Annotated in this window: 17 protein-coding genes; 11 read left to right on the forward strand and 6 right to left on the reverse strand. The window is 69.0% G+C overall.

Features of this window, described 5'->3' with window-relative positions; genetic code table 11:
• Positions 1–3: 3 nt before the first annotated feature.
• Both AC3WT6_RS15330 and AC3WT6_RS15335 read right to left on the reverse strand, forming a co-directional pair.
• On the reverse strand, positions 4–534 hold the full coding sequence (locus tag AC3WT6_RS15330; protein ID WP_492654470.1) for a TlpA family protein disulfide reductase: 531 nt from the start codon (positions 532–534) through the stop codon (positions 4–6).
• Positions 531–1595, reverse strand: a complete 1065-nt coding sequence (locus tag AC3WT6_RS15335; RefSeq protein WP_492654471.1) for a phospholipase A — start codon at positions 1593–1595, stop codon at positions 531–533. Before AC3WT6_RS15335 ends, AC3WT6_RS15330 begins: the two co-directional genes overlap by 4 nt.
• Positions 1596–1711: 116 nt before the next feature.
• Here AC3WT6_RS15335 and AC3WT6_RS15340 point away from each other — a divergent pair, with 116 nt between their 5' ends.
• Entirely contained in the window at positions 1712–3505 is a 1794-nt protein-coding gene (locus AC3WT6_RS15340; protein ID WP_492654472.1) for a monovalent cation:proton antiporter-2 (CPA2) family protein, read from the forward strand.
• On the forward strand, positions 3502–4809 hold the full coding sequence (locus AC3WT6_RS15345; protein WP_492654473.1) for an adenylate/guanylate cyclase domain-containing protein: 1308 nt from the start codon (positions 3502–3504) through the stop codon (positions 4807–4809). The genes AC3WT6_RS15340 and AC3WT6_RS15345 overlap by 4 nt, the downstream gene beginning before the upstream one ends.
• A gap of 22 nt (positions 4810–4831) precedes the next feature.
• Here AC3WT6_RS15345 and AC3WT6_RS15350 read toward each other — a convergent pair whose 3' ends face one another.
• Positions 4832–5806 (reverse strand): isoaspartyl peptidase/L-asparaginase family protein, encoded by a 975-nt coding sequence (locus AC3WT6_RS15350; RefSeq protein WP_492654474.1) that lies wholly within the window; start codon positions 5804–5806, stop codon positions 4832–4834.
• Positions 5807–5916: 110 nt separating this feature from the next.
• On the opposite strand from AC3WT6_RS15350, the gene AC3WT6_RS15355 reads away from it, so the two are divergent.
• From AC3WT6_RS15355 to AC3WT6_RS15365, 3 genes are all read left to right on the forward strand, one after another.
• Positions 5917–6576: a CsgG/HfaB family protein gene (locus tag AC3WT6_RS15355; protein WP_492654475.1), complete on the forward strand. Its 660-nt coding sequence runs from the start codon at positions 5917–5919 to the stop codon at positions 6574–6576.
• A gap of 10 nt (positions 6577–6586) precedes the next feature.
• Complete coding sequence (locus tag AC3WT6_RS15360; protein WP_492654476.1) at positions 6587–7405, forward strand: CsgG/HfaB family protein; 819 nt, start codon at positions 6587–6589, stop codon at positions 7403–7405.
• Positions 7406–7687: 282 nt separating this feature from the next.
• Entirely contained in the window at positions 7688–9055 is a 1368-nt protein-coding gene (locus tag AC3WT6_RS15365) for a high affinity choline transporter 1 (protein WP_492654477.1), read from the forward strand.
• Between the two features lie 12 nt (positions 9056–9067).
• Here the strand turns inward: AC3WT6_RS15365 and AC3WT6_RS15370 are convergent, their stop codons facing one another.
• On the reverse strand, positions 9068–11158 hold the full coding sequence (locus AC3WT6_RS15370) for a protein-disulfide reductase DsbD family protein (RefSeq protein ID WP_492654478.1): 2091 nt from the start codon (positions 11156–11158) through the stop codon (positions 9068–9070).
• Positions 11159–11192: 34 nt separating this feature from the next.
• Between AC3WT6_RS15370 and AC3WT6_RS15375 the strand changes: the two genes are divergently transcribed.
• The 4 genes from AC3WT6_RS15375 (at position 11193) to AC3WT6_RS15390 (ending at position 13862) form a co-directional block, all read left to right on the forward strand.
• Positions 11193–11837, forward strand: a complete 645-nt coding sequence (locus AC3WT6_RS15375; RefSeq protein WP_492654479.1) for a DUF2845 domain-containing protein — start codon at positions 11193–11195, stop codon at positions 11835–11837.
• On the forward strand, positions 11800–12246 hold the full coding sequence (locus AC3WT6_RS15380; RefSeq protein ID WP_492654480.1) for a DUF1499 domain-containing protein: 447 nt from the start codon (positions 11800–11802) through the stop codon (positions 12244–12246). Before AC3WT6_RS15375 ends, AC3WT6_RS15380 begins: the two co-directional genes overlap by 38 nt.
• 66 nt (positions 12247–12312) lie before the next feature.
• Positions 12313–13488, forward strand: coding sequence for a saccharopine dehydrogenase family protein (locus AC3WT6_RS15385; RefSeq protein ID WP_492654481.1), 1176 nt, complete (start codon positions 12313–12315; stop codon positions 13486–13488).
• Positions 13485–13862: a DUF423 domain-containing protein gene (locus AC3WT6_RS15390; protein WP_492654482.1), complete on the forward strand. Its 378-nt coding sequence runs from the start codon at positions 13485–13487 to the stop codon at positions 13860–13862. The genes AC3WT6_RS15385 and AC3WT6_RS15390 overlap by 4 nt, the downstream gene beginning before the upstream one ends.
• 14 nt (positions 13863–13876) lie before the next feature.
• Here the strand turns inward: AC3WT6_RS15390 and AC3WT6_RS15395 are convergent, their stop codons facing one another.
• Positions 13877–14962, reverse strand: a complete 1086-nt coding sequence (locus AC3WT6_RS15395) for a response regulator (RefSeq protein ID WP_492654483.1) — start codon at positions 14960–14962, stop codon at positions 13877–13879.
• Positions 14963–15227: 265 nt separating this feature from the next.
• Here AC3WT6_RS15395 and dusB point away from each other — a divergent pair, with 265 nt between their 5' ends.
• Positions 15228–16187, forward strand: coding sequence for a tRNA dihydrouridine synthase DusB (gene dusB / locus AC3WT6_RS15400; protein ID WP_492654508.1), 960 nt, complete (start codon positions 15228–15230; stop codon positions 16185–16187).
• Between the two features lie 298 nt (positions 16188–16485).
• Here dusB and AC3WT6_RS15405 read toward each other — a convergent pair whose 3' ends face one another.
• Positions 16486–17511, reverse strand: a complete 1026-nt coding sequence (locus AC3WT6_RS15405; protein ID WP_492654484.1) for an AI-2E family transporter — start codon at positions 17509–17511, stop codon at positions 16486–16488.
• 353 nt (positions 17512–17864) lie between these two features.
• On the opposite strand from AC3WT6_RS15405, the gene AC3WT6_RS15410 reads away from it, so the two are divergent.
• A complete protein-coding gene (locus AC3WT6_RS15410) occupies positions 17865–18074 on the forward strand; it encodes a cold-shock protein (protein ID WP_123210844.1) in 210 nt (69 codons plus the stop codon).
• The last annotated feature ends 32 nt before the right edge of the window (positions 18075–18106 follow it).

The raw sequence follows: 18106 nt of genomic DNA on the forward strand, positions 1-18106 counted from the left end.
GCTTCAGCCGCCCGCCGCCTCGGCGGCCAGCAGCTCGCGCAGCTTTTCTTCGAGGGTCTCCGCATAGCCCTCGCCGTGGCCGTAGTAGATGAACTTCACCTGGCCGTCGGCGCCAACCAGATAGGCGCTGGGTAGCTTGGGCGGCGCATAGCGACGCGCCGCCAGACCGATGAGGTCGGAAATCACCGGGTAGTGCACCGGGTGCAGTTCCAGGAACCGGCGCGCCCGCGCTGGATCGTCATCGACATTGACGCCGATGATCTCGAAACGCTCGGCCAGGCCCTCGCCATGCAGCTTGGTCCGTAGCGCGTCCAGTTGCGGCATCGAGATCACGCAGGGCCCGCACCAGGTGGCCCAGAAATCGACGATCACCAGCTTGCCGCGCATCTCGCTGAGCCGCAGCCGCTGATCCGCGTACAGCAGATGCCGGCCGGCGACTTCCGGCGCCGCCTCGCCTGGGTCCAGGGCTCGCGCTGCGGGGGCGATCATCAGGCCCAGCGCCAGCCAGGCGCCGAGCAGGCCGCGCTGGCTCACCGCTGCAAGGCGACGCCGAGGGCGACGCGGGTGACGCTGCGGTTGTAGTCGATCAGGCTCTCGCCATAGCCGTTGAACACGCGCAGAAACAGCGCGCCGACCGGTCCGATTTCCAGGCTGTAGTCCACCTGCACCGCGCCGCGGCCGGTGGCGGCATTGCCGCGCAGCAGCACTTCGAACAGCTGGTTCTTCCAGGGCAGGTCGTGGCGGTAGCGCAGCTCGCCGTAGCCGTAGTAGCTGCCGAGGTCGGGGTTGTCGTCGCGCTTGGGGTCGGTGGCAGGGCGGCCGTCGTCCTCGGGGATGCGCCACCAGGTCTTGAGCTGCAAGGCCTGCCGGCCCTTGGTCCAGTAGGGCGCGAAGAACAGGCGGTTGTAGGAGCGCGAGTCGGGCAGATCCTGGCCGTTGGACTCGTGCTCGAAGCCGGCGTCGAGCGACCAGTCCGGCAGCAGCTTGAGCGGCCTGGGCAGGCGCACGAACAGCTCCGGGTTGTAGTCGCTCTCGCGAAAGGCCTTGCTCTTCTTCTCGTTGAAGATCTGAAAGTAAGAGCGCTGCGAATAGCCGAAATAGACCGCGCCGGGGCCAAAGTCCCAGAGCTGGGCCTTGCCGCTGATCTGGAAGATGAACTCGCTCTCGTCGCCGGGGAAACGCGGGCTGTAGCTGAACGGCAGAATGAAATTGGCCTTGTGCAGCGAGACCCCCGAGCAGGTGTTGAAGATCGCGCTGGCGATCTGGCCGCGGTCTACCGGCGCGCCGTAGTCGCGCAGCGAGCAGCCGGTCTGCACCCGCGCCGGCGTCGCCAGCACCGGCGTTGCCTGGCGGTTGGCGGCCGGGACCAGGGGCTTGGGTCCGCTGGGCGGAGTGGCGCCGACGCTATCCAAAGGCGCATCGGCGGCGGCCGGGGCCGGGTTGGCGAGCGGGATCTCGCCGGGCGCGCCGGGCAGATGTACCGGCACCGCCAGCACCGGGGTCGGCGCGCTGGTCGATGGTGGCGAGCCTTCGTCCTGGGCGTACAGGGGCAGGGTGCAGACGGCGAGCAGGGCGAGGCAGGCGGGGCGGAGCATTGCGGGGGCTGATGCGGATACTAGTCACTAGCATACGCAGAGCTGTGACCGCCTGCCCCGAAGCGGGCGCCTCGGCCCCGTACAATGCCGCCACTCCCGCCGGCCATCAGGGCTCAATGCTTCAGGAAGCCGCACTGTTTCTCGCCGCCGCCGTGCTCTTCGTGCCGCTGTTCAAGCGCGCCCGTCTGGGCTCGGTACTGGGCTATCTCGCCGCCGGTCTGGTCATCGGCCCGCATGGCCTGGGCTATGCCCGCGATGCCGAGCAGCTGCTGCACGCCAGCGAATTCGGCGTGGTGCTGTTGTTGTTCGTGATCGGCCTGGAGCTGCAACCGCGCCGGCTCTGGACCCTGCGCCGCGAAGTGTTCGGGCTGGGCGGCGCCCAGGTGCTGCTCACCGCCCTGCCGCTGGCCGGGCTCGCGCATTACTTCGGCGTGGCCTGGACCGGCGCGGCGGTGATCGGCGTGGCGCTGGCTATGTCCTCCACCGCCCTGGTGCTGCAATTGCTGGGCGAGCGCGGCGAGCTGGCGGCGCGCCATGGCCGCGGCGCCTTCGCCATTCTGCTGTTCCAGGACATCGCGGTGATCCCGCTGCTGGCCCTGATTCCGCTGCTGTCGGCGCCGGCCAGCGCCGGCGTTGGCTGGCAGGAGATCGCCAAGGCGCTGGCGGTGGTGGCGGCGGTGATCGCCAGCGGCCGCACCCTGTTGCGGCCGGCCCTGCGCGCGCTGGCCAATGCCCAGGTGCCGGAAATCTTCACCGCCGCCGCGCTGCTGCTGGTGATCGGTGTCTCGCTGGCGATGCAGGCGGTGGGCCTGTCGGCCTCGCTGGGCGCCTTCCTGGCTGGCGTGCTGCTCGCCGACTCCGAATACCGCCACGAGCTGCAGGCCGATCTCGAACCGTTCAAGGGCCTGCTGCTGGGCCTGTTCTTCATCGCCGTCGGCATGGGTGCCGACCTCGGTCTGATCGCCAGCGCGCCGCTCACCGTGCTGGGCCTGGCGCTGGGCCTGCTGCTACTCAAGAGCCTGGTGCTGTATGCGCTGGGGCGCGGCGCCGGCATGAACCACCACAGCGCCCTGCGCCTGGGCGGCGCGCTGGCGCAGGGCGGTGAATTCGCCTTCGTGCTGTTCGCGGTGGCCGCCGCCGCCGGCCTGCTGGATGCGCCCGAACGCGAGCTGCTGACGGTGGCGGTAACGCTGTCGATGATCGCCACGCCGCCGCTCTATGCCTTGCTGGCGATGTTGGCGCGCCGTCAGCAGCCGGAGCCGGCGCCCTACGACGAGATCCAGGTAGCGGAGACGCCGGTGGTGATCGCCGGCTTCGGGCCGTTCGGGCAGATCATCGGCCGCGTGCTGAGGGTCAAGAAGATCCCCTACACGGTGCTCGACAAGAACGCCGAGCACGTGCAGTTCGTGCGCAGCTTCGGCAACCCGGTGTTCTTCTCCGACGCCGCCCGCCACGAGGTGCTGCGCGCCGCTCATGTGCACCAGGCCAGGCTGTTCATCATCGCCATCGCCGACGAGGCCGAGAGCCTGCGGGTGGCGCAGGCGGTGCGCGCCTTCGCGCCCAAGCTGCGGGTGATGGCCTCGGCGCGCACCCGCCAGCACGCCCTGCAGCTGATCGATACCGGCATCAACCCCGACGATGTCATCCGCCGCGCCTACTTCTCCAGCCTGGAGATGACCCGCCGGGTGCTGCTGGCGCTGGACCTGCCGCCGCGCGAAGTACATCGCGCAGTGGATCTGTTCCACCAGCAGGATCAGCAGACCCTGATGCGCCAGCACGCGGTCTACCAGGACGAGGCCGCGCTGCGCGCCGCCGCCAACCAGTTCACCCGCGAGCTGGAACAGTTGTTCGAGGCCGACAACGAGTCCGAGCGCGCCGCCGCCAAGGCCAAGACCGCGGAGACGCCGTGATCCAACTCGCCCCGATGTTGCCGCACCTGCTGGTGGCCCTGGTCGCGGTCGGCATGGCGCTGGCGTTTCTGCTCGCCGACGGCCGCACGCCGACTTCGCGGGCGCTGGCCTTGGCGCTATCGACGATGGGCGTGGGCATCGTCGTCAACTTCGGCTACATCCGCATGAGCATCCCGGCGACGGTGCCCGGCTGGGCCGGCTGGCTGGCCCTGCCGGAGGCGCTGGCGATGGCGGCGTTTCTGGAATGGCTGCTGCGCGTGCGTCGCACCATCCCCAGCGGCAATCTCGACGTGCGCGGCGGCGACGGCGTGATCCGCCTAGGCCAGGCGGCGGCGCTGCTGTATCTGGTGGAGTCGCTGCTGTGGCCGGAGCTGCGGGTGCAGCAGTTCTATGGCGCCGCCCGCCACGGCGCGCTGGGTTTTTCCGGCAGCGGCTTCTGGCGCTTCGCGGTGCCGGTGCTGCTGGTGGCCGCCGCCGGGCTGTTCTCCACCCTGCTGCTGCTCAACCGCCGGCCGGATGTCTCCGAAAAACTGCGGGTGCTGGGCTTCGTCGCCGCCTCGCCGTTCATGCTCGCCGCCTTCGTGCTGCCCTACGAATACGCGGCGCTGTCGATGACCGCCGGGCTGATGACCCTGTTGGCCGGCGCCACCCAGTACCACGTCATGCAGGGCCAGCGCGGCCAGTTCATGAGCCGCTTCCTGTCGCCGCAGGTGGCCGACATCGTCAACCGCAAGGGCTTGCGCGGCGCCATGCAGGAGGCGCATCTGGAGATCAGCATCGTCTGCTGCGACCTGCGCGGTTTCACCGCCTACGCGCAGGCGCATCCCAGCTCGCGGGTGCTGGAGGTGCTGCGCGACTACTACGCGGCGGTGGGCGCGGTGGTGGCCGAATACGGCGGCACCATCAAGGACTACGCCGGCGACGGCGTGCTGATCCTGGTCGGCGCGCCGCTGGCGATCCCCGACCACGCGCGGGTGAGCCTGGAGATCGCCGAGCGCATCCGCAAGGACTGCCAGGCGCTCACCCAGCGCTGGAGCAGCCGCAAGGGCAGGCTCGGCATCGGCATCGGGGTCGCCACCGGCTATGTCACCGTCGGCGTGATCGGCTCCGCCTCGCGGCTGGAATACACCGCGGTGGGGCCGGCGGTGAACCTCGCCTCGCGGCTCTGCGAGCAGGCCGAGGACCGCGAGCTGCTGGTTTCGCCGCGCACCGCCGAGCTGGCCGGCCGCGAGCTGGAGGCCCAGCCGGCCAGGGCGATGAAGGGCTTTGCCAACTTGAAGCGCATCTACGCACTGGCCGAATAGAGCCGCTTCCCGTTGCTACGCCCTAGGGGCCGTCTTCGAGACCAACGCCGGTGTGGACGATGCCGTCCTCGCCCGCCCAGGCGCGGAACATCACATAGGAGTTGAACGGCAGGCTGATGCGGCCCTGATGGTCGATGGCGATGCAGCCGCCACGGCCGCCGTAGCGCAGCACCTCGTCCAGCGCGTGCCGGCAGGCCTGGGCGAGATCCCAGCCCTGGTAGGCCATGCGCGCGTGCACCTCGTGGCCGAAGCCGACCTTGATGAAACTCTCGCCGGTGCCGGTGCAGGAGATCGCCGCGCTGCGGTCGTCGGCGAAGGTGCCGACGCCGACCAGCGGCGTGTCGCCGATGCGGCCCGGATGCTTGTTGGTGAGGCCGCCGGTACTGGTCGCCGCCGCCAGACCGCCGCAGGCGTCGCGGGCCACCGCGCCGACGGTGCCGAAGGCAGCATCGGCGCGCTCGCTCTTCTGCGCGCGGTCGAAGTCGGAGTCGTGGTCGAGGGTGATGATGCCCTTGCGCCGCGCGTCCTCCAGCTGCTCCAGGCGCTCGTGGGTGACGAAGTAGGCGGGTTCGACTTCCGGCAGGCCCAGCTCGCGGCCGAGCTGCTCGGCGCCGGCGCCGAAGAACAGCACATGCGGCGAGCGCTCCATCACCGCCCGCGCCAGGCGGATCGGGCTCCGCGTGCGCATCACGCCGGTCACCGCGCCGCAGGCGCGGTCGCTGCCGCGCTGGATGGCGGCGTCCAGCTCCGGCAGGCCGTCGCGGTTGAGCACCGCGCCGACGCCGGCGTTGAACAGCGGGCAGTCTTCCAGCAGGCCGACCGCCAGCTCCACTGCGTCCAGCGCGGTTCCGCCTTGTTGCAACAGGGCCTGGCCGGCGGCGGTGATGCGCGCCAGAGCCGCTCGGTGCTCCGGCTGCGGGCCGGCGTCGGGCGCCAGATCGCCGGCGCCACCGTGGATGGCGAAGCGGATGCGGCTGGGGTCGGCGGTGGTGGTCATCGGTGGAACTCGGAATTCATGAAGTGTTCAGCCGCACAGTCAAGGCTTGCGCACCTTCCCGCGGCACTACAGTCTAACGGCTGGTCTGCCGTCCCCTCTGGAGCCACCCCATGCGTCTGTCTGTCGCCGCCCTTGCCGCCCTGTCCTTCTCGCTGACCGCCTGCGCCGCCTCGACGGCGACCGTGGTGTCCTCCTCCGGGCCCGGCATCGCCGCCGTGCAGAACGCCCCGGCGCACGGCCCGCAGCCGCGCATCGCGGTGCAGCCCTTCGAGTTCCGTTCTTCCGAGGGCGGCCCCGGCGTCGGCGCCGGCATGGCCGACATGCTCACCGACTCGCTGGTCAACACCGGCAAGTTCATCGTCGTCGAGCGCGACCGCCTTAAAGACCTCACTGCCGAGCAGGATCTCGCCGAAAGCGGCCGCTTCAAGCGGGATACGGTCGCGCCGGTCGGCGAGCTGGAAGGCGCGGAGCTGCTGATCCGTGGCTCGATCACCTCCTTCGAGAAGGAGTGCAGCGGCGGCTCGGCGATCATCGTCTCCGCCAAGGAGGCCTGCATCGGCATCAACCTGCGCATCGTCGATGTGAAGACCGGCCGGGTGGTCAACGCCACCACGGTGGAGGCGACCTCGGCGAATCGCGGCATCGGCCTGGTCTACACCCGCTCCGATCTGCCGATCGGCCTCGGCGCCTTCAGCAAGACGCCGATGGAGAAGGCGATCCGCAACGCCATCGAGGCGGCGGTGCAGCACATCGCCGCGACCAAGCTCTGAGCGCGTAAACATGCACGGCGCCCTGCGCCGGCTCGGCATCGTCCTGTCGCTGGCGTTGCTGCTGCCAGCCTGCAATTCCACCCAGGTGGTGCGCGGCGAGGGCGACGCCATCGCCGCCATCCGCGCGCTGCCGGAAAACGCCCGGCCGCGCGTCGCCGTGCTGCCGGTGCTGGACCACACGCCGCCTTACGGCGTGCGCTCGCTTGATCTCAATCTGGTGCTGATCAACCTGCGCCGGCCCAAGGCCGAGGAGCTGAGCCGGGAGCAGTTCACCGGCGCGGTGCGCGATATGCTGGTCACCGAGCTGTTCAGCTCGCAGGCCTTCATCGTGCTCGACCGCGACAACCTGCCGGCGGTGCTGGCCGAGCAGGCCTTTGCCGAGAGCCCGCGCTTCGACGCCGCCACGGTCGCGCCCGGCGGCGGCCTGGAAGGCGCGCAGTACCTGATCGCCGCCGCCATCACCGGCTTCGACACCGGCAGCGAGGGCGGCGCCCTGCCCATCCCCATTCCCGGCGTCATCAACAGCGATGTCGCCGCGCTCGGCGTGCTCAATCTCGGCTTCAAGAAAGGCTATGTGGCGATGGACGTGCGGGTGCTCGACGCGCGCACCGGCCGGGTGCTGCACAGCGGCGCGGTGGAAGGCAGCAATACCAAGTTCGGCGTCGATCTCGCCGCCGTCGCCGCCGCGCGCGGCCTGGGCGTGACCCAGGTGCCGGAGGTGATCAAGCTGTTCAAGAACACGCCGGTGGAGCAGGCCCTGCAGAAGATGAGCATCGCCGCCGTCGCCGAGATCGCCGCCAGCTTCCAGCGCCCCGCAGCGGCGCCCTAGTTGCGTACAGCTGCGTAGGGTGGGCTTTAGCCCACGCGGATGGTCATCGCGGTCGCGTGGGCACGCTGCGCTTTGCCCACCCTACCTCGCTTTGCTGCCGACCCGACATAAGCGACTTCCCAATCGCTTCCCCCTTGCTCCTTTGCCGACCTTACCGCGAAGCCTCGGCACGGAGCCAGTGGGATTGAGCCGGTTCGAGCCAGGGCAGCCCGCCGACAACCAACTCTGGCACGCCGCTGGCTAGACTCCGCCAGCTCTTCCTTCCACCGACCGCTGACGCCCGTGAACCTGATCCTGTTCGCGCTGCTCGCCTACATCCTGCTGCAACTGCTGATCGCCTGGCGCTTTCGCCGCAGGACGGTCAGCGAGTCCGACTATCTGCTCGCCGGGCGCTCGCTGGGGCCGTGGATGGCGACCTTCGCGGTGTTCGCCACCTGGTTTGGCGCCGAGACCTGCATCGGCGCCGCCGGCGAGGCCTATGCGCACGGGCTCTCCGGCGTGGTCGCCGATCCCTTCGGCTACACCTTGGGCTTGCTGGCGGTGGGCCTGCTGTTCGCGGTATCGCTGTGGAAGCGCGGCGTCACCACGCTCGCCGATCTGTTCCGCCAGCGCTACGGCCTGGGCGTGGAGCGGCTGGCGGCGATCATCATGATTCCCTCCTCGCTGCTCTGGGCGGCGGCGCAGGTGCGCGCCTTCGGGCAGGTGCTGGCCTCGGTCAGCGAGTTGGGCCTGCTGCTGGCGATGACCCTGGCGGCCGCGGTGGTGATCGCCTACACCGCCTTCGGCGGCATGTGGAGCGACGCGGTGACCGATCTGGTGCAGGGCCTGGTGCTGATCGCCGGCCTGCTCGGCCTGGGCGCGGTGTTTCTCTGGCAGGGCGGCGCCGAGCAACTGGCGGCGCTGCCGGCCGAGCGCCTCGACCCGCTGCACGAGCGCAGCGGCTGGGACTTTGCGGAAACCCTGCTGACGCCGGTGTTCAGCACCATCGCCGCGCAGGAGCTGGCCTCGCGGGTGCTGGCCACGCGCAGCCCCGGCCTGGCGCGCGGAGCCACCGTCGGTGCCGCTGGCCTGTACTTTCTGATCGCCTGCATCCCGCTGGCCCTGGGTCTGGGCGCCCTGGGGCTGATAGGGGAGGGCCTGGAACCGGAGCAGGTGCTGTCGCGCTATGCGCAGAGCCAGTTGCCGCTGCCGCTCTACGTGCTGTTTCTGGGCGCGCTGGTGTCGGCGATTCTTTCCACGCTGTCTGGCGCGCTGCTGGTGGCCGGCTCGCTGGCCGCGCACAACGTCTTGCTGCCGCTCAGGCCGCGCTGGAGCGAGCGCGACAAGCTGCGCGCCAACCGCATCGCGGTGGTGTTGTTTGGCGTGGTCGCCTACGGCATCGCGCTGGCCAGCGACAGCGTCTACGGCCTGGTCGAGGAAGCCGCCGGCCTCGGTTCGGCCGGCATCTTCGTGCTGCTGCTGGCCTCGCTGTGGCGCAGGGATGCCGGCTCCAGGCTCGCCGCCTACGCGGCGCTGTTGAGCGGCACTGGCGTCTTTCTCATCGGCTCCCACGCTTTCGACTGGGAGGCGCCCTATCTCGCCGCCCTGCTGGCCTCGGCGGGCAGCTATGTAGTGCTGGCGATGGCTACCAGGCGAATGAGGCCGCTGTAGCGCGGAGCCGCTTCAGGGTTGCAGGGCGTCGATCACGATCTGCGGACTCAGGATCTGCGGCAGCACCCGCGGTTCGCCGCCCTTTGGATACAGCAGATACAGCGGCACGCCATTGCGGCCGAACTCGGCCAGGGCCTGGGTGATGCGCGGATCGCTGGTGGTCCAGTCCGCCACCAGGGTCACCACGCCGGCCTCGGCGAAGGCCTGGAGCACCCGCTCGGAGGCCAGCGCGCCGCGCTCGTTGACCTTGCAGGTAATGCACCAGTCGGCGGTGAAATCGACGAACACCGTGCGGCCTTCGGCGCGCAGGGCGGCGACGCGCTCCGGGCTCCAGGCTTCCTTGGCCGACGCCGGGCTGGCGGTCGCCGTCTGCACACGCAGCAGCGGCGAGGCCAGCACGTAGCCGGCGGCGAGCAGGGCCAGCGCGGCGATCAGGGTGCTGGCGAGCTTGCGGCCGGGGCGGCCCAGCAGCCAGACCGCCAGCGCCACCGCCACCAGTCCGCAGGCGGTCAGGCCCAGGGCATCGGCGCCGGCCTGGCGGGTCAGCACCCACAGCAGCCAGGCGACGGTGAGGTAGAGCGGAAAAGCCATCGCCTGCTTGAAGGTGAGCATCCAGGCGCCGGGCCGCGGCAGCGCTCGCGCCAGCCGCGGGAAGTAGCCGATCAGCAGGAAGGGCAGGGCCAGGCCGAGGCCCAGCGCCGCGAACACCAGCAGCGCCACCGGCACCGGCTGGGTCACGGCGTAACCCAGCGCCGAACCCATGAACGGCGCGGTGCAAGGGCTGGCCACCACCACCGCCAGCACGCCGGTGAAGAAGCTGCCGGTCAGGCCGGACTTGCTGGCCAGGCCGGAGCCGACGCCCATCCAGGAAGTGCCGATCTCCAGCAGGCCGGACATCGACAGGCCGAGCGCGAACATCAGATAGGCCAGCGCGGCGATGAAGGTCGGCGACTGCAACTGAAAGCCCCAGCCGAGCGCCTCGCCGCCGGCGCGCAGCGCCAGCAGCACGCCGGCCGCGAGCACGCAACTGAGCACCGTGCCAGCGGTGTAGGCCAGGGCGCTGGCGCGCTGCTTGGCGCGCGCGTGGCCGGCGTGCTGCGCGAGCGAGAGCGCCTTCAGGGAGAGCACCGGAAACACGCAGGGCATCAGGTTGAGGATCAGGCCGCCGAGCAGGGCGAACAGCAGGGCCGGCAGCAGACCCGGCGTCTTGGCCACTGTGTTGCCGGTGGCCTCCGCCGCGCCAGCCGGTGGAGCGCGCTCGGTGAGCACCGGCGCGACCGTGCCGGCGCTGGCGCTCAGTTCGTAGGCGCGGCGCTGGCCGCCCTGTTCCAGCACCAGCACGCCTTCGACCTGGGCGGGGGCTTCGAGGAAATAGCTGGACAGCCCCTGGCTCAGGCGCAGGCCCTGCGCATCCACCGCCAGCTTCTGCGGCGCGGCATGATTGACCAGATCGTTGGCGTAGGGGAAGAACTCGATCACCTCGGCCTTTCCCAGGCCGGTGGCGTTCAGCGCCAGTGACAAGGCGCCGTCGGCGACCTGGTAGCGCGCCTGCCAGCCGGCCGGCATCGGCTCCGGCAACGCGGCGCGGGCGCGCTCGAAGGCGGCGGCCTGGGCGGGATCGAGATCGGCGCTGCCGGCGACCACCGGCAGGTTCAGCGCCAACTGGGCTTCACCGGGGATGCAGACATCCTTGCAGACCAGCCATTTCGCCAGCACGCGCAGCGGCAGCGGGCGGCTCAGCGGCCAGTTGGCCGGCACCGCGATGCTGACCAGATGCAGGGTCTCGTCGTCGTAGCCGTAATTGGTCAGCTCGCCGAGTGGCGCGCGGTGCGGCGCCGGCCACTGTATCGGGCCGGCGTTGACGCCGGCCGGCAGCGTCCAGTTGAGCTTGGTCGATAGTCCGGAGTCGCCGGGATTGCGCCAGTAGGTGTGCCAGCCCGGCTCCGGAGCCAGTTTGAGAGCCACCAGGCTGTCGCCGCCGCGCAGCAGGGCGGTGGTTTCGGCGACCAGTTCGGCCCGGACATGGGGGAGGTTCTCGGGCTCGGCGGCAGGAGCCCGGCTGATGAACGCGGTCAGCAGGGCGGCGAAAAGAAGGCGGATCACGGGAATTCTGTCCATGGGGCGCGATAATGACCCGGTGAATACAAACCGGTTCCAAGTGGCGGTGTGGCTGCGACTCGGCGTGCTGGCGATGCTGCTGACGGCCGGCATCTTAGCTTCCGCGCCCGCGGCTGCGGGTTCGCTGCGCTGCGGCTCGCGGCTGGTCGACGAAAACGCGCTGGCGGCGGAGCTGCTGGCCGCCTGCGGCGAGCCCAGCCTGCGCGACCAGTGGAGCTATCAGCTGCCGCAAGGCGGTTATGTGGCCGACACCGAGGTCTGGGTCTACGACCTTGGCCCCAGCCAGCTGCTGCGGCTGGTGAAGCTGCGCAACGGCCGCATCGTCGAGGTCGAGACCGATGGCTATGGCTTCGCGGCAGACGCGCCGCGGCGCTGCGAGCCGCGCGCGCTCACCGAAGGCTTGTCGAAGTACCGCCTGCTGCGCCGTTGCGGCGAGCCGCTGACCCGACGCTCCGAGAACGTGTTGCGGCCACTCTACAACCGCCCGGAGATTTACCGGCAAAACCGCGATCCCTATGCTTACCGCAATCAGTACGTGACGCCGACGTACCGCGAGGAATGGGTTTACAACTTCGGCTCGCGGGCGGCGATGCGCCTGGTGGTTCTTGAGGACGGGTGGGTGACCTATGTCGAGCAGTTGGACCGCGGTTTCGATCCTCGTTAGCGCCGGCCTGTTGAGTGCCTGTGGTCTGGGCTCCTCGGTGCTGCGCGGCGCCGATGGCCAATTGGCGCCTTGTCCGCCGGCGCCGCATTGCGTCTCCTCGCTCGCCGACGGCGAACAGCAGGTTGCGCCGCTCGCCCATGCCGACTCCGCCGTGGCGGCGCGCGAGCGTCTGGCGCGGACCCTGGCTGGCCTGCCCAACTACGCGGTGCTCAGCAACCGGGGCGACTACATTCACGCCAGCTACACCACCGGCATCATGCGTTACGTCGATGACCTGGAGTTCGTGTTTCCGTCGGGAGCGCCGGGCCGTATCGAGGTGCGTTCGTCCAGTCGGCTCGGCTATTACGACTTTGGCGCCAACCGCGCGCATGTGGAGCAGGTTCGCGCCGCCTATGATGCGGCGCGCTGAACGCGGCGCCCTTTTCCCGACACTCAAAAATGAGCCACCGCGCCTTGGCGTGGACTGTCCTTGCCCATGAGCGAACGCAGCTATGACTTTGTCCTGTTCGGCGCCACCGGCTACACCGGCGGCCTGACCGCCGAATACCTGGCGCGCCATGCGCCGCGCGGCGCCCGTTGGGCGCTGGCCGGCCGCAACCGCGACAAGCTGGACGCGGTGCGCGCCGGCCTCGCCCGCATCAATCCGGCCTGTGCGGCGCTGGAGTTGCTGGTGGTGGATGCCCGCGATTCCGCCGGCCTCGCCCGGGTGGCGGCGCAGAGCAAGGTGGTGGTGAGCACGGTTGGCCCCTATGCGCTGCATGGCGAGCCGCTGGTACGCGCCTGCGCCGACGCTGGTACCCATTACTGCGATCTCACCGGCGAACCGGAATTCGTCGACGCCATGTGGCTGAAGTACCAGGCGGTCGCCGAACGCAGCGGCGCCAAGCTGGTGCATTGCTGCGGTTTCGACTCCATCCCTCACGATCTCGGCGCCTATTACACGCTGCTGCAACTGCCCGAGGGCGTGCCGGTGAAGATCGAAGGCTATGTGCGCTTCGGCGGCCGCTTTTCCGCCGGCACCTATCACTCGCTGATCAATGCCTTCGCCCGCGCCCGTGGCTATCTCAAGATCAACCGCGAGCGCCGGATGCGTGAGACCCGGCCGCTGCTGCGCAAGATCGGCGGCAGTCGCACGCGGCCGCGCTACGACCGGACGCTGGCGAGCTGGCTGTTGCCGATGCCGACCATCGACCCGCAGATCGTCAAGCGCAGCGCGGTGGCGCTGGATCGCTACGGGCCGGCGTTCCGCTACGGGCACTATCTGCAGGTGAGCAAGCTGCCGCAGGCGCTGGCCCTAGTGGCCGGAGTCGGCGCCTTGTTCGCCGGCGCGCAGTTCCGGCTCAGCCGCGACTTCCTGCTCGCTCGCCAGACCTCCGGCGAGGGGCCTAGCCCAAGGCAGCGTGAGCAGGGCTGGTTCCGGGTGCGCTTCGTCGGCGAGGCCGGTGGGCAGCGGGTGGTGGTGGATGTGAAGGGTGGCGATCCCGGTTACGGCGAAACCGCCAAGATGCTGGCCGAATCGACCCTGGCGCTGGCCTACGACAATCTGCCGGCCCGCGCCGGCCAACTGACGCCCGTCACGGCGATGGGCGATGCTTTGCTGGTGCGGCTACAGAAGGCCGGCATCAGTTTCGACGTGGTGGAACGGACATGAGCTTTGCGCAACTGGCCCTGCTGGGTGGGGCGATCTACGGTTTTCTCGGCGTCGCCCTGGGGGCGTTCGGGGCGCACGGCCTGCGCGAGCGGCTGACGCCGGATCTTCTGGCGGTGTGGAAGACCGCGGTGGAGTACCAGTTCTATCACGCGCTGGCGCTGCTGCTGGTGGGCCTGCTCGCCAGCCAGCGGCCGTCCATCGCGCTGACCAATGCCGGCATCTGCTTTGCGCTGGGCGTGCTGATCTTCAGCGGCAGCCTGTACACGCTGGCCCTGTCCGGGCAGCGCTGGCTGGGCGCGATCACGCCGATCGGCGGCCTGCTGTTCCTGGCCGGCTGGGCTCTGCTGTTCTGGGCGGCGCTGAAGCGCTACTGACGCGCCCGCCGGCTCTAGAAGGAGCCGCGCCCTAGCGAGGACAGCTGCTGGCCCATGGTCTTGAGCATGGAGCTGGTCATCTGGTCGGCGATACGCTGGGCGGCGTTCATCACCACCCGCTCGGCTTCCTCGGCGGCGGTCTGACGCACCAGCTGCAGCGCCTGCTCCAGGCGCTCGTTCTGCGCGCGCAGAACGGCGTCGAGATTGGCCTGCAGCGAGGTCAGGTGCTGCTCCAGGGTCTGGGCCAGCGCGTTGGTGCGGCTCTTGGCGGCTTCCTGCGCGAGATTGCGCAGGCGCTCCTCGCTGCCGCTGCTGCCGGCATTCAGCTGGCTCAGCTGCTGGCGCAGGGCCTGCATCTCGGCGAACAGATCCTGGCGCAACTGGGCGAAACGTTCTTCCGCCTCCTCGCGCAACTGCTCCAGGGAAGTTGCCGCCAGGGCAGGGGACTCGCTGGACAGCGTCGGTACCGCCGGCAGTTCCGGCAGCGCCTGCGGGCGCGGTTCGCTGTTCTGCGGCATGGCGTCGCGCAGAGATTTCATCACCGCCTGCTGGATCGCCACCGCCGGTTCGCGGATCGGCTGCACCTTGGACGGCGTGATCGGCGTCGGCACCGCGTTGACCGTGCCGGACTTGGCGGGGATGGCCGCCATCAGCCGCTCCATCATGCTCGGCGCCTCGCGCACCGGCGCGGGTTCCGGTTGCAGCTTCGGTGCCAGGGCGGCGAAGTCGGTTTCCTGGTTGGAGAGATTGGCCAGCACCCCGGCGATCTGCTCCGCGCTGGGCGGCTTCTGCAACACGTCGGTGGCGCCGCGCAGCTTGGCCTGGTGGACGAAGTCCTCGCCCTCGTTGGACGAGCAGATCACCACCGGCAGCTTGGCGGTGAGCGGATCGGCGCGGATGACCTTCAGGGCCTCGAAGCCATCGACGCCCGGCATGATGTGATCGAGAAACACCACGTCCGGCAAGGGGCCGGCCAGCTGGCGGTAGGCATCCGCCGCGCCGTCTGCGGTGTTCACCTTGTAATTGAAGCCTTCCAGAAACTTCCGGAGGGCGAAGCGGGCCGACTTGGAGTCGTCCACTACGAGGGCGGTCTTGATCATGGGGAGATTTCTATGAATCGTTAGTCAAACCTACCACTCCCTATCGGCACGGCCAAGCAGCAAATGAAGCTTGATGCCCCTCCGGCCGACGAACTGCGCTGTTGGCCGGTCGTGGCGGGCCATGCCGGACGGCCGAATCGATCCGCCAGCCCAGGCTGGCGGCTGAATTGGCTTTCTACTCCTTAAAAGAGCGGCGCCGCCGGCCTAAACTCGCGCCCCGCCTGCCTGCCGCCCCGTCTTGGTCACCCACTTGAACCTGCCCGCGATCCAGATTGGTCCGCACTGCATCGACCCGCCGTTGGTGCTCTCGCCGATGGCCGGCGTCACCGACCGGCCGTTCCGGGTGCTGTGCCGGCGGCTTGGAGCCGGCCTGGCGGTGAGCGAGATGGCGCATGCCGACCCGCGCCTGCGCGATACCGAGAAGAGCCGCACCCGCCGCGACCATGCCGGCGAGCCCGGGCCGATTGCGGTGCAACTGGCGGGCGCCGATCCGCAGCTGCTGGCCGAGGCGGCGCGCTGGAACGTCGAGCAGGGCGCGGAGATCATCGACATCAATATGGGTTGTCCGGCCAAGAAGGTCTGCGGCGCGCTTTCCGGCTCGGCGCTGCTGCGCGACGAGGCGCTGGTGGCGCGCATCCTGGAGGCGGTGGTGGCGGCGGTCTCGGTGCCGGTCACGCTCAAGTTCCGCACCGGGTTTTCGCGCCAGAGCCGCAACGCCCTGAACATCGCCCGCATTGCCGAGGCCTCCGGCATCGCCAGCCTGGCGCTGCATGGGCGCACCCGCGAGGACTATTACCTCGGCGCGGCGGAGTACCAGACCATCGCCGAAGTGAAGCAGGCGGTGCGCATCCCGGTGTTCGCCAACGGGGACGTCGATAGTCCGGAGAAAGCGGCCGAGGTACTGCGCCTGACCGGTGCCGACGGCCTCTACATCGGTCGCGCGGCGCAGGGCAACCCCTGGATCTTCCGTGAGATCAGCACCTATCTACGGACCGGCGCGAGCCCGCCGCCGCCGTCCGATGCGGAAGTGCGCACGGTGCTGCTGCAGCATCTGGACGAACTCTATGCGCTCTATGGCGAAGCGCGCGGACTGCGCGTCGCCCGCAAGCACATCCAGTGGTATTGCGAGGCGCGGCCGGAGGGCGAGCGTTTCTGGCGCGAGGTCTGCACGCTGGGCGAGGCGGCCAGCCAGCGTGCGGCGGTGGCGGCGTTCTTCCCCGCCTGAAGCTTGGGGTGCCGGGCATGAAAAAGGGCATGGCGCGGGAAGCGCGCCATGCCCCAAGGTAAAGGACAGCGCCTACTTCTTCTTCGCGGTCTTCTTCGCAGCGGTCTTCTTGGCGGCGGGTTTCTTAGCAGCGGCCATGTTGATTCCTCCTTACCTTTCAGTACGTGGGGGGCGGTTTCCGCACCACGCGGAGACTACGACCTCCAGCGCTAGGGATCGTGGATCAACTCCGGGGCAGACACAATGGGTTGTGGTGCCTGGTTAAAAAGTATCCGACGAACGGTTGCGCGAACGGTATTCAGACCAAGCCCTTGTCGCGCAGCTCGTCCTTGAAATAGGAGTAGGCCATGGGCGCGATGACGAGGCCGGAAATGCCAAAGGCCGCCTCCATCGCCAGCATCGCCAGCAGCAGCTCCCAGGCGCGGGCGCGGATGTGGCCGCCAATGATCCGGGCGTTTAGGAAGTACTCCAGCTTGTGAATCAGCACCAGATAGGCCAGCGAGGCAAAGGCCAGTACCAGGGACTGGCTCATGCTCACCACGAAGATCGCGGTATTGGAGATCAGATTGCCGATGATCGGCAGCAGGCCGACCACGAAGGTCAGTGCCAGCAGTGTCTTGGTCAGCGGCAGATTGATGTCCAGCGTCGGCAGCAGAATGACCAGGTAGACCCAGGTGAGCAGGGTGTTGATCGCCGAGATCCAGACCTGGGCAAACACCACGCGGCGGAAGGAGTCGGCGACGCGGCGGCCGTGGCGGACGAAGATGGCGGTCAGCGGCGCTGGCTCGCGTGGGCCGATGGCGGCCTGCAGCGCCAGCATGGCGCCGATCACCATACCGATGATCACATGCGCCAGCCCGCGCAGAAATCCGGTGCTGGCGGTTTGCAAGGACTGCGCGTGCACTCGCAGCCAGTCGGTTGCCGAGCGCCGCAGGTCTTCGGCGTTGTCGGGGAGATTGGCCAACAACCAGTCCGGAAAGCGGTCACGCGACTGGTCGATGATCTCCGCCATGCGCTGGAACAAGGCCGGGATGCTCTCGTCGCTGGCGCGGAAGAACGAGGCGATGGCAAAGCCCAGGGCCGCAATGCTGGCGATCACCGCGCTGGCGACCATCAGCACCGCCAGCCAGCGCCGGCCTTCGCCGCCCAGGCTGGTGATCGCCAGTCTGGGCGTCAGCAGCTGCACCAGCGAGTAGACCATCAGCCCGGCCAAGAGGGCCGGCAGCAGATGCGCCTTCAGCACGAAGACCAGGGTCAGTACCGCCAAGCCCCAGGCGATCCAGTCGTAACGGGTGACAGTGCTGGGGTGAAGGCGGTCGCTCATGGCGGGAAACAGGCGGTGAAAGGTGGCGAAGGATACGCCCGGGGCGGCGGGCAAGGTGCAGGCGGCGCGCGACTGGCGCAGCGAGCCCGCCGGTCGGGTGCGAGTAGGCTCTGACACCGGGCCCCAGCCTGGGTTCTGCGGCCCGGTTGGCGGGGCCAATTTGGGGCTTGCGCTGCAATTTCTACTTGGGTGTAGAATCGCCACCGCAGCATATTCAAAAAAAGATTTCCGGGAGTTTCATCGACGTCTTCCGGCGTAGATGAAGTAGCGTCACGGTAACGTTTCTGGATGGCTGACAAAACCGCGGTTACTCGCCGCATTTTCAAAAACATCAGTTCAAAAGGAACGTTTCAATGTCCACGACTACCGGCATCGTCAAGTGGTTCAATGACACCAAGGGCTTTGGCTTTATCACCCCGGAAGGCGGCGGTGAAGACCTCTTCGCCCACTTCAAGGAAATCCAGGGCACCGGCTTCAAGACCCTCAAGGAAGGCCAGCGCGTTGAGTACACCGCGCAGCGCGGCCCCAAGGGCATGCAGGCCACCCAGATCAAGCCCCTGTAAGGCTTGCTCTAAAGGTTTGACGCAGTAAGAAA

This window comes from Stagnimonas sp. FW305-C-60, from assembly GCF_058782965.1.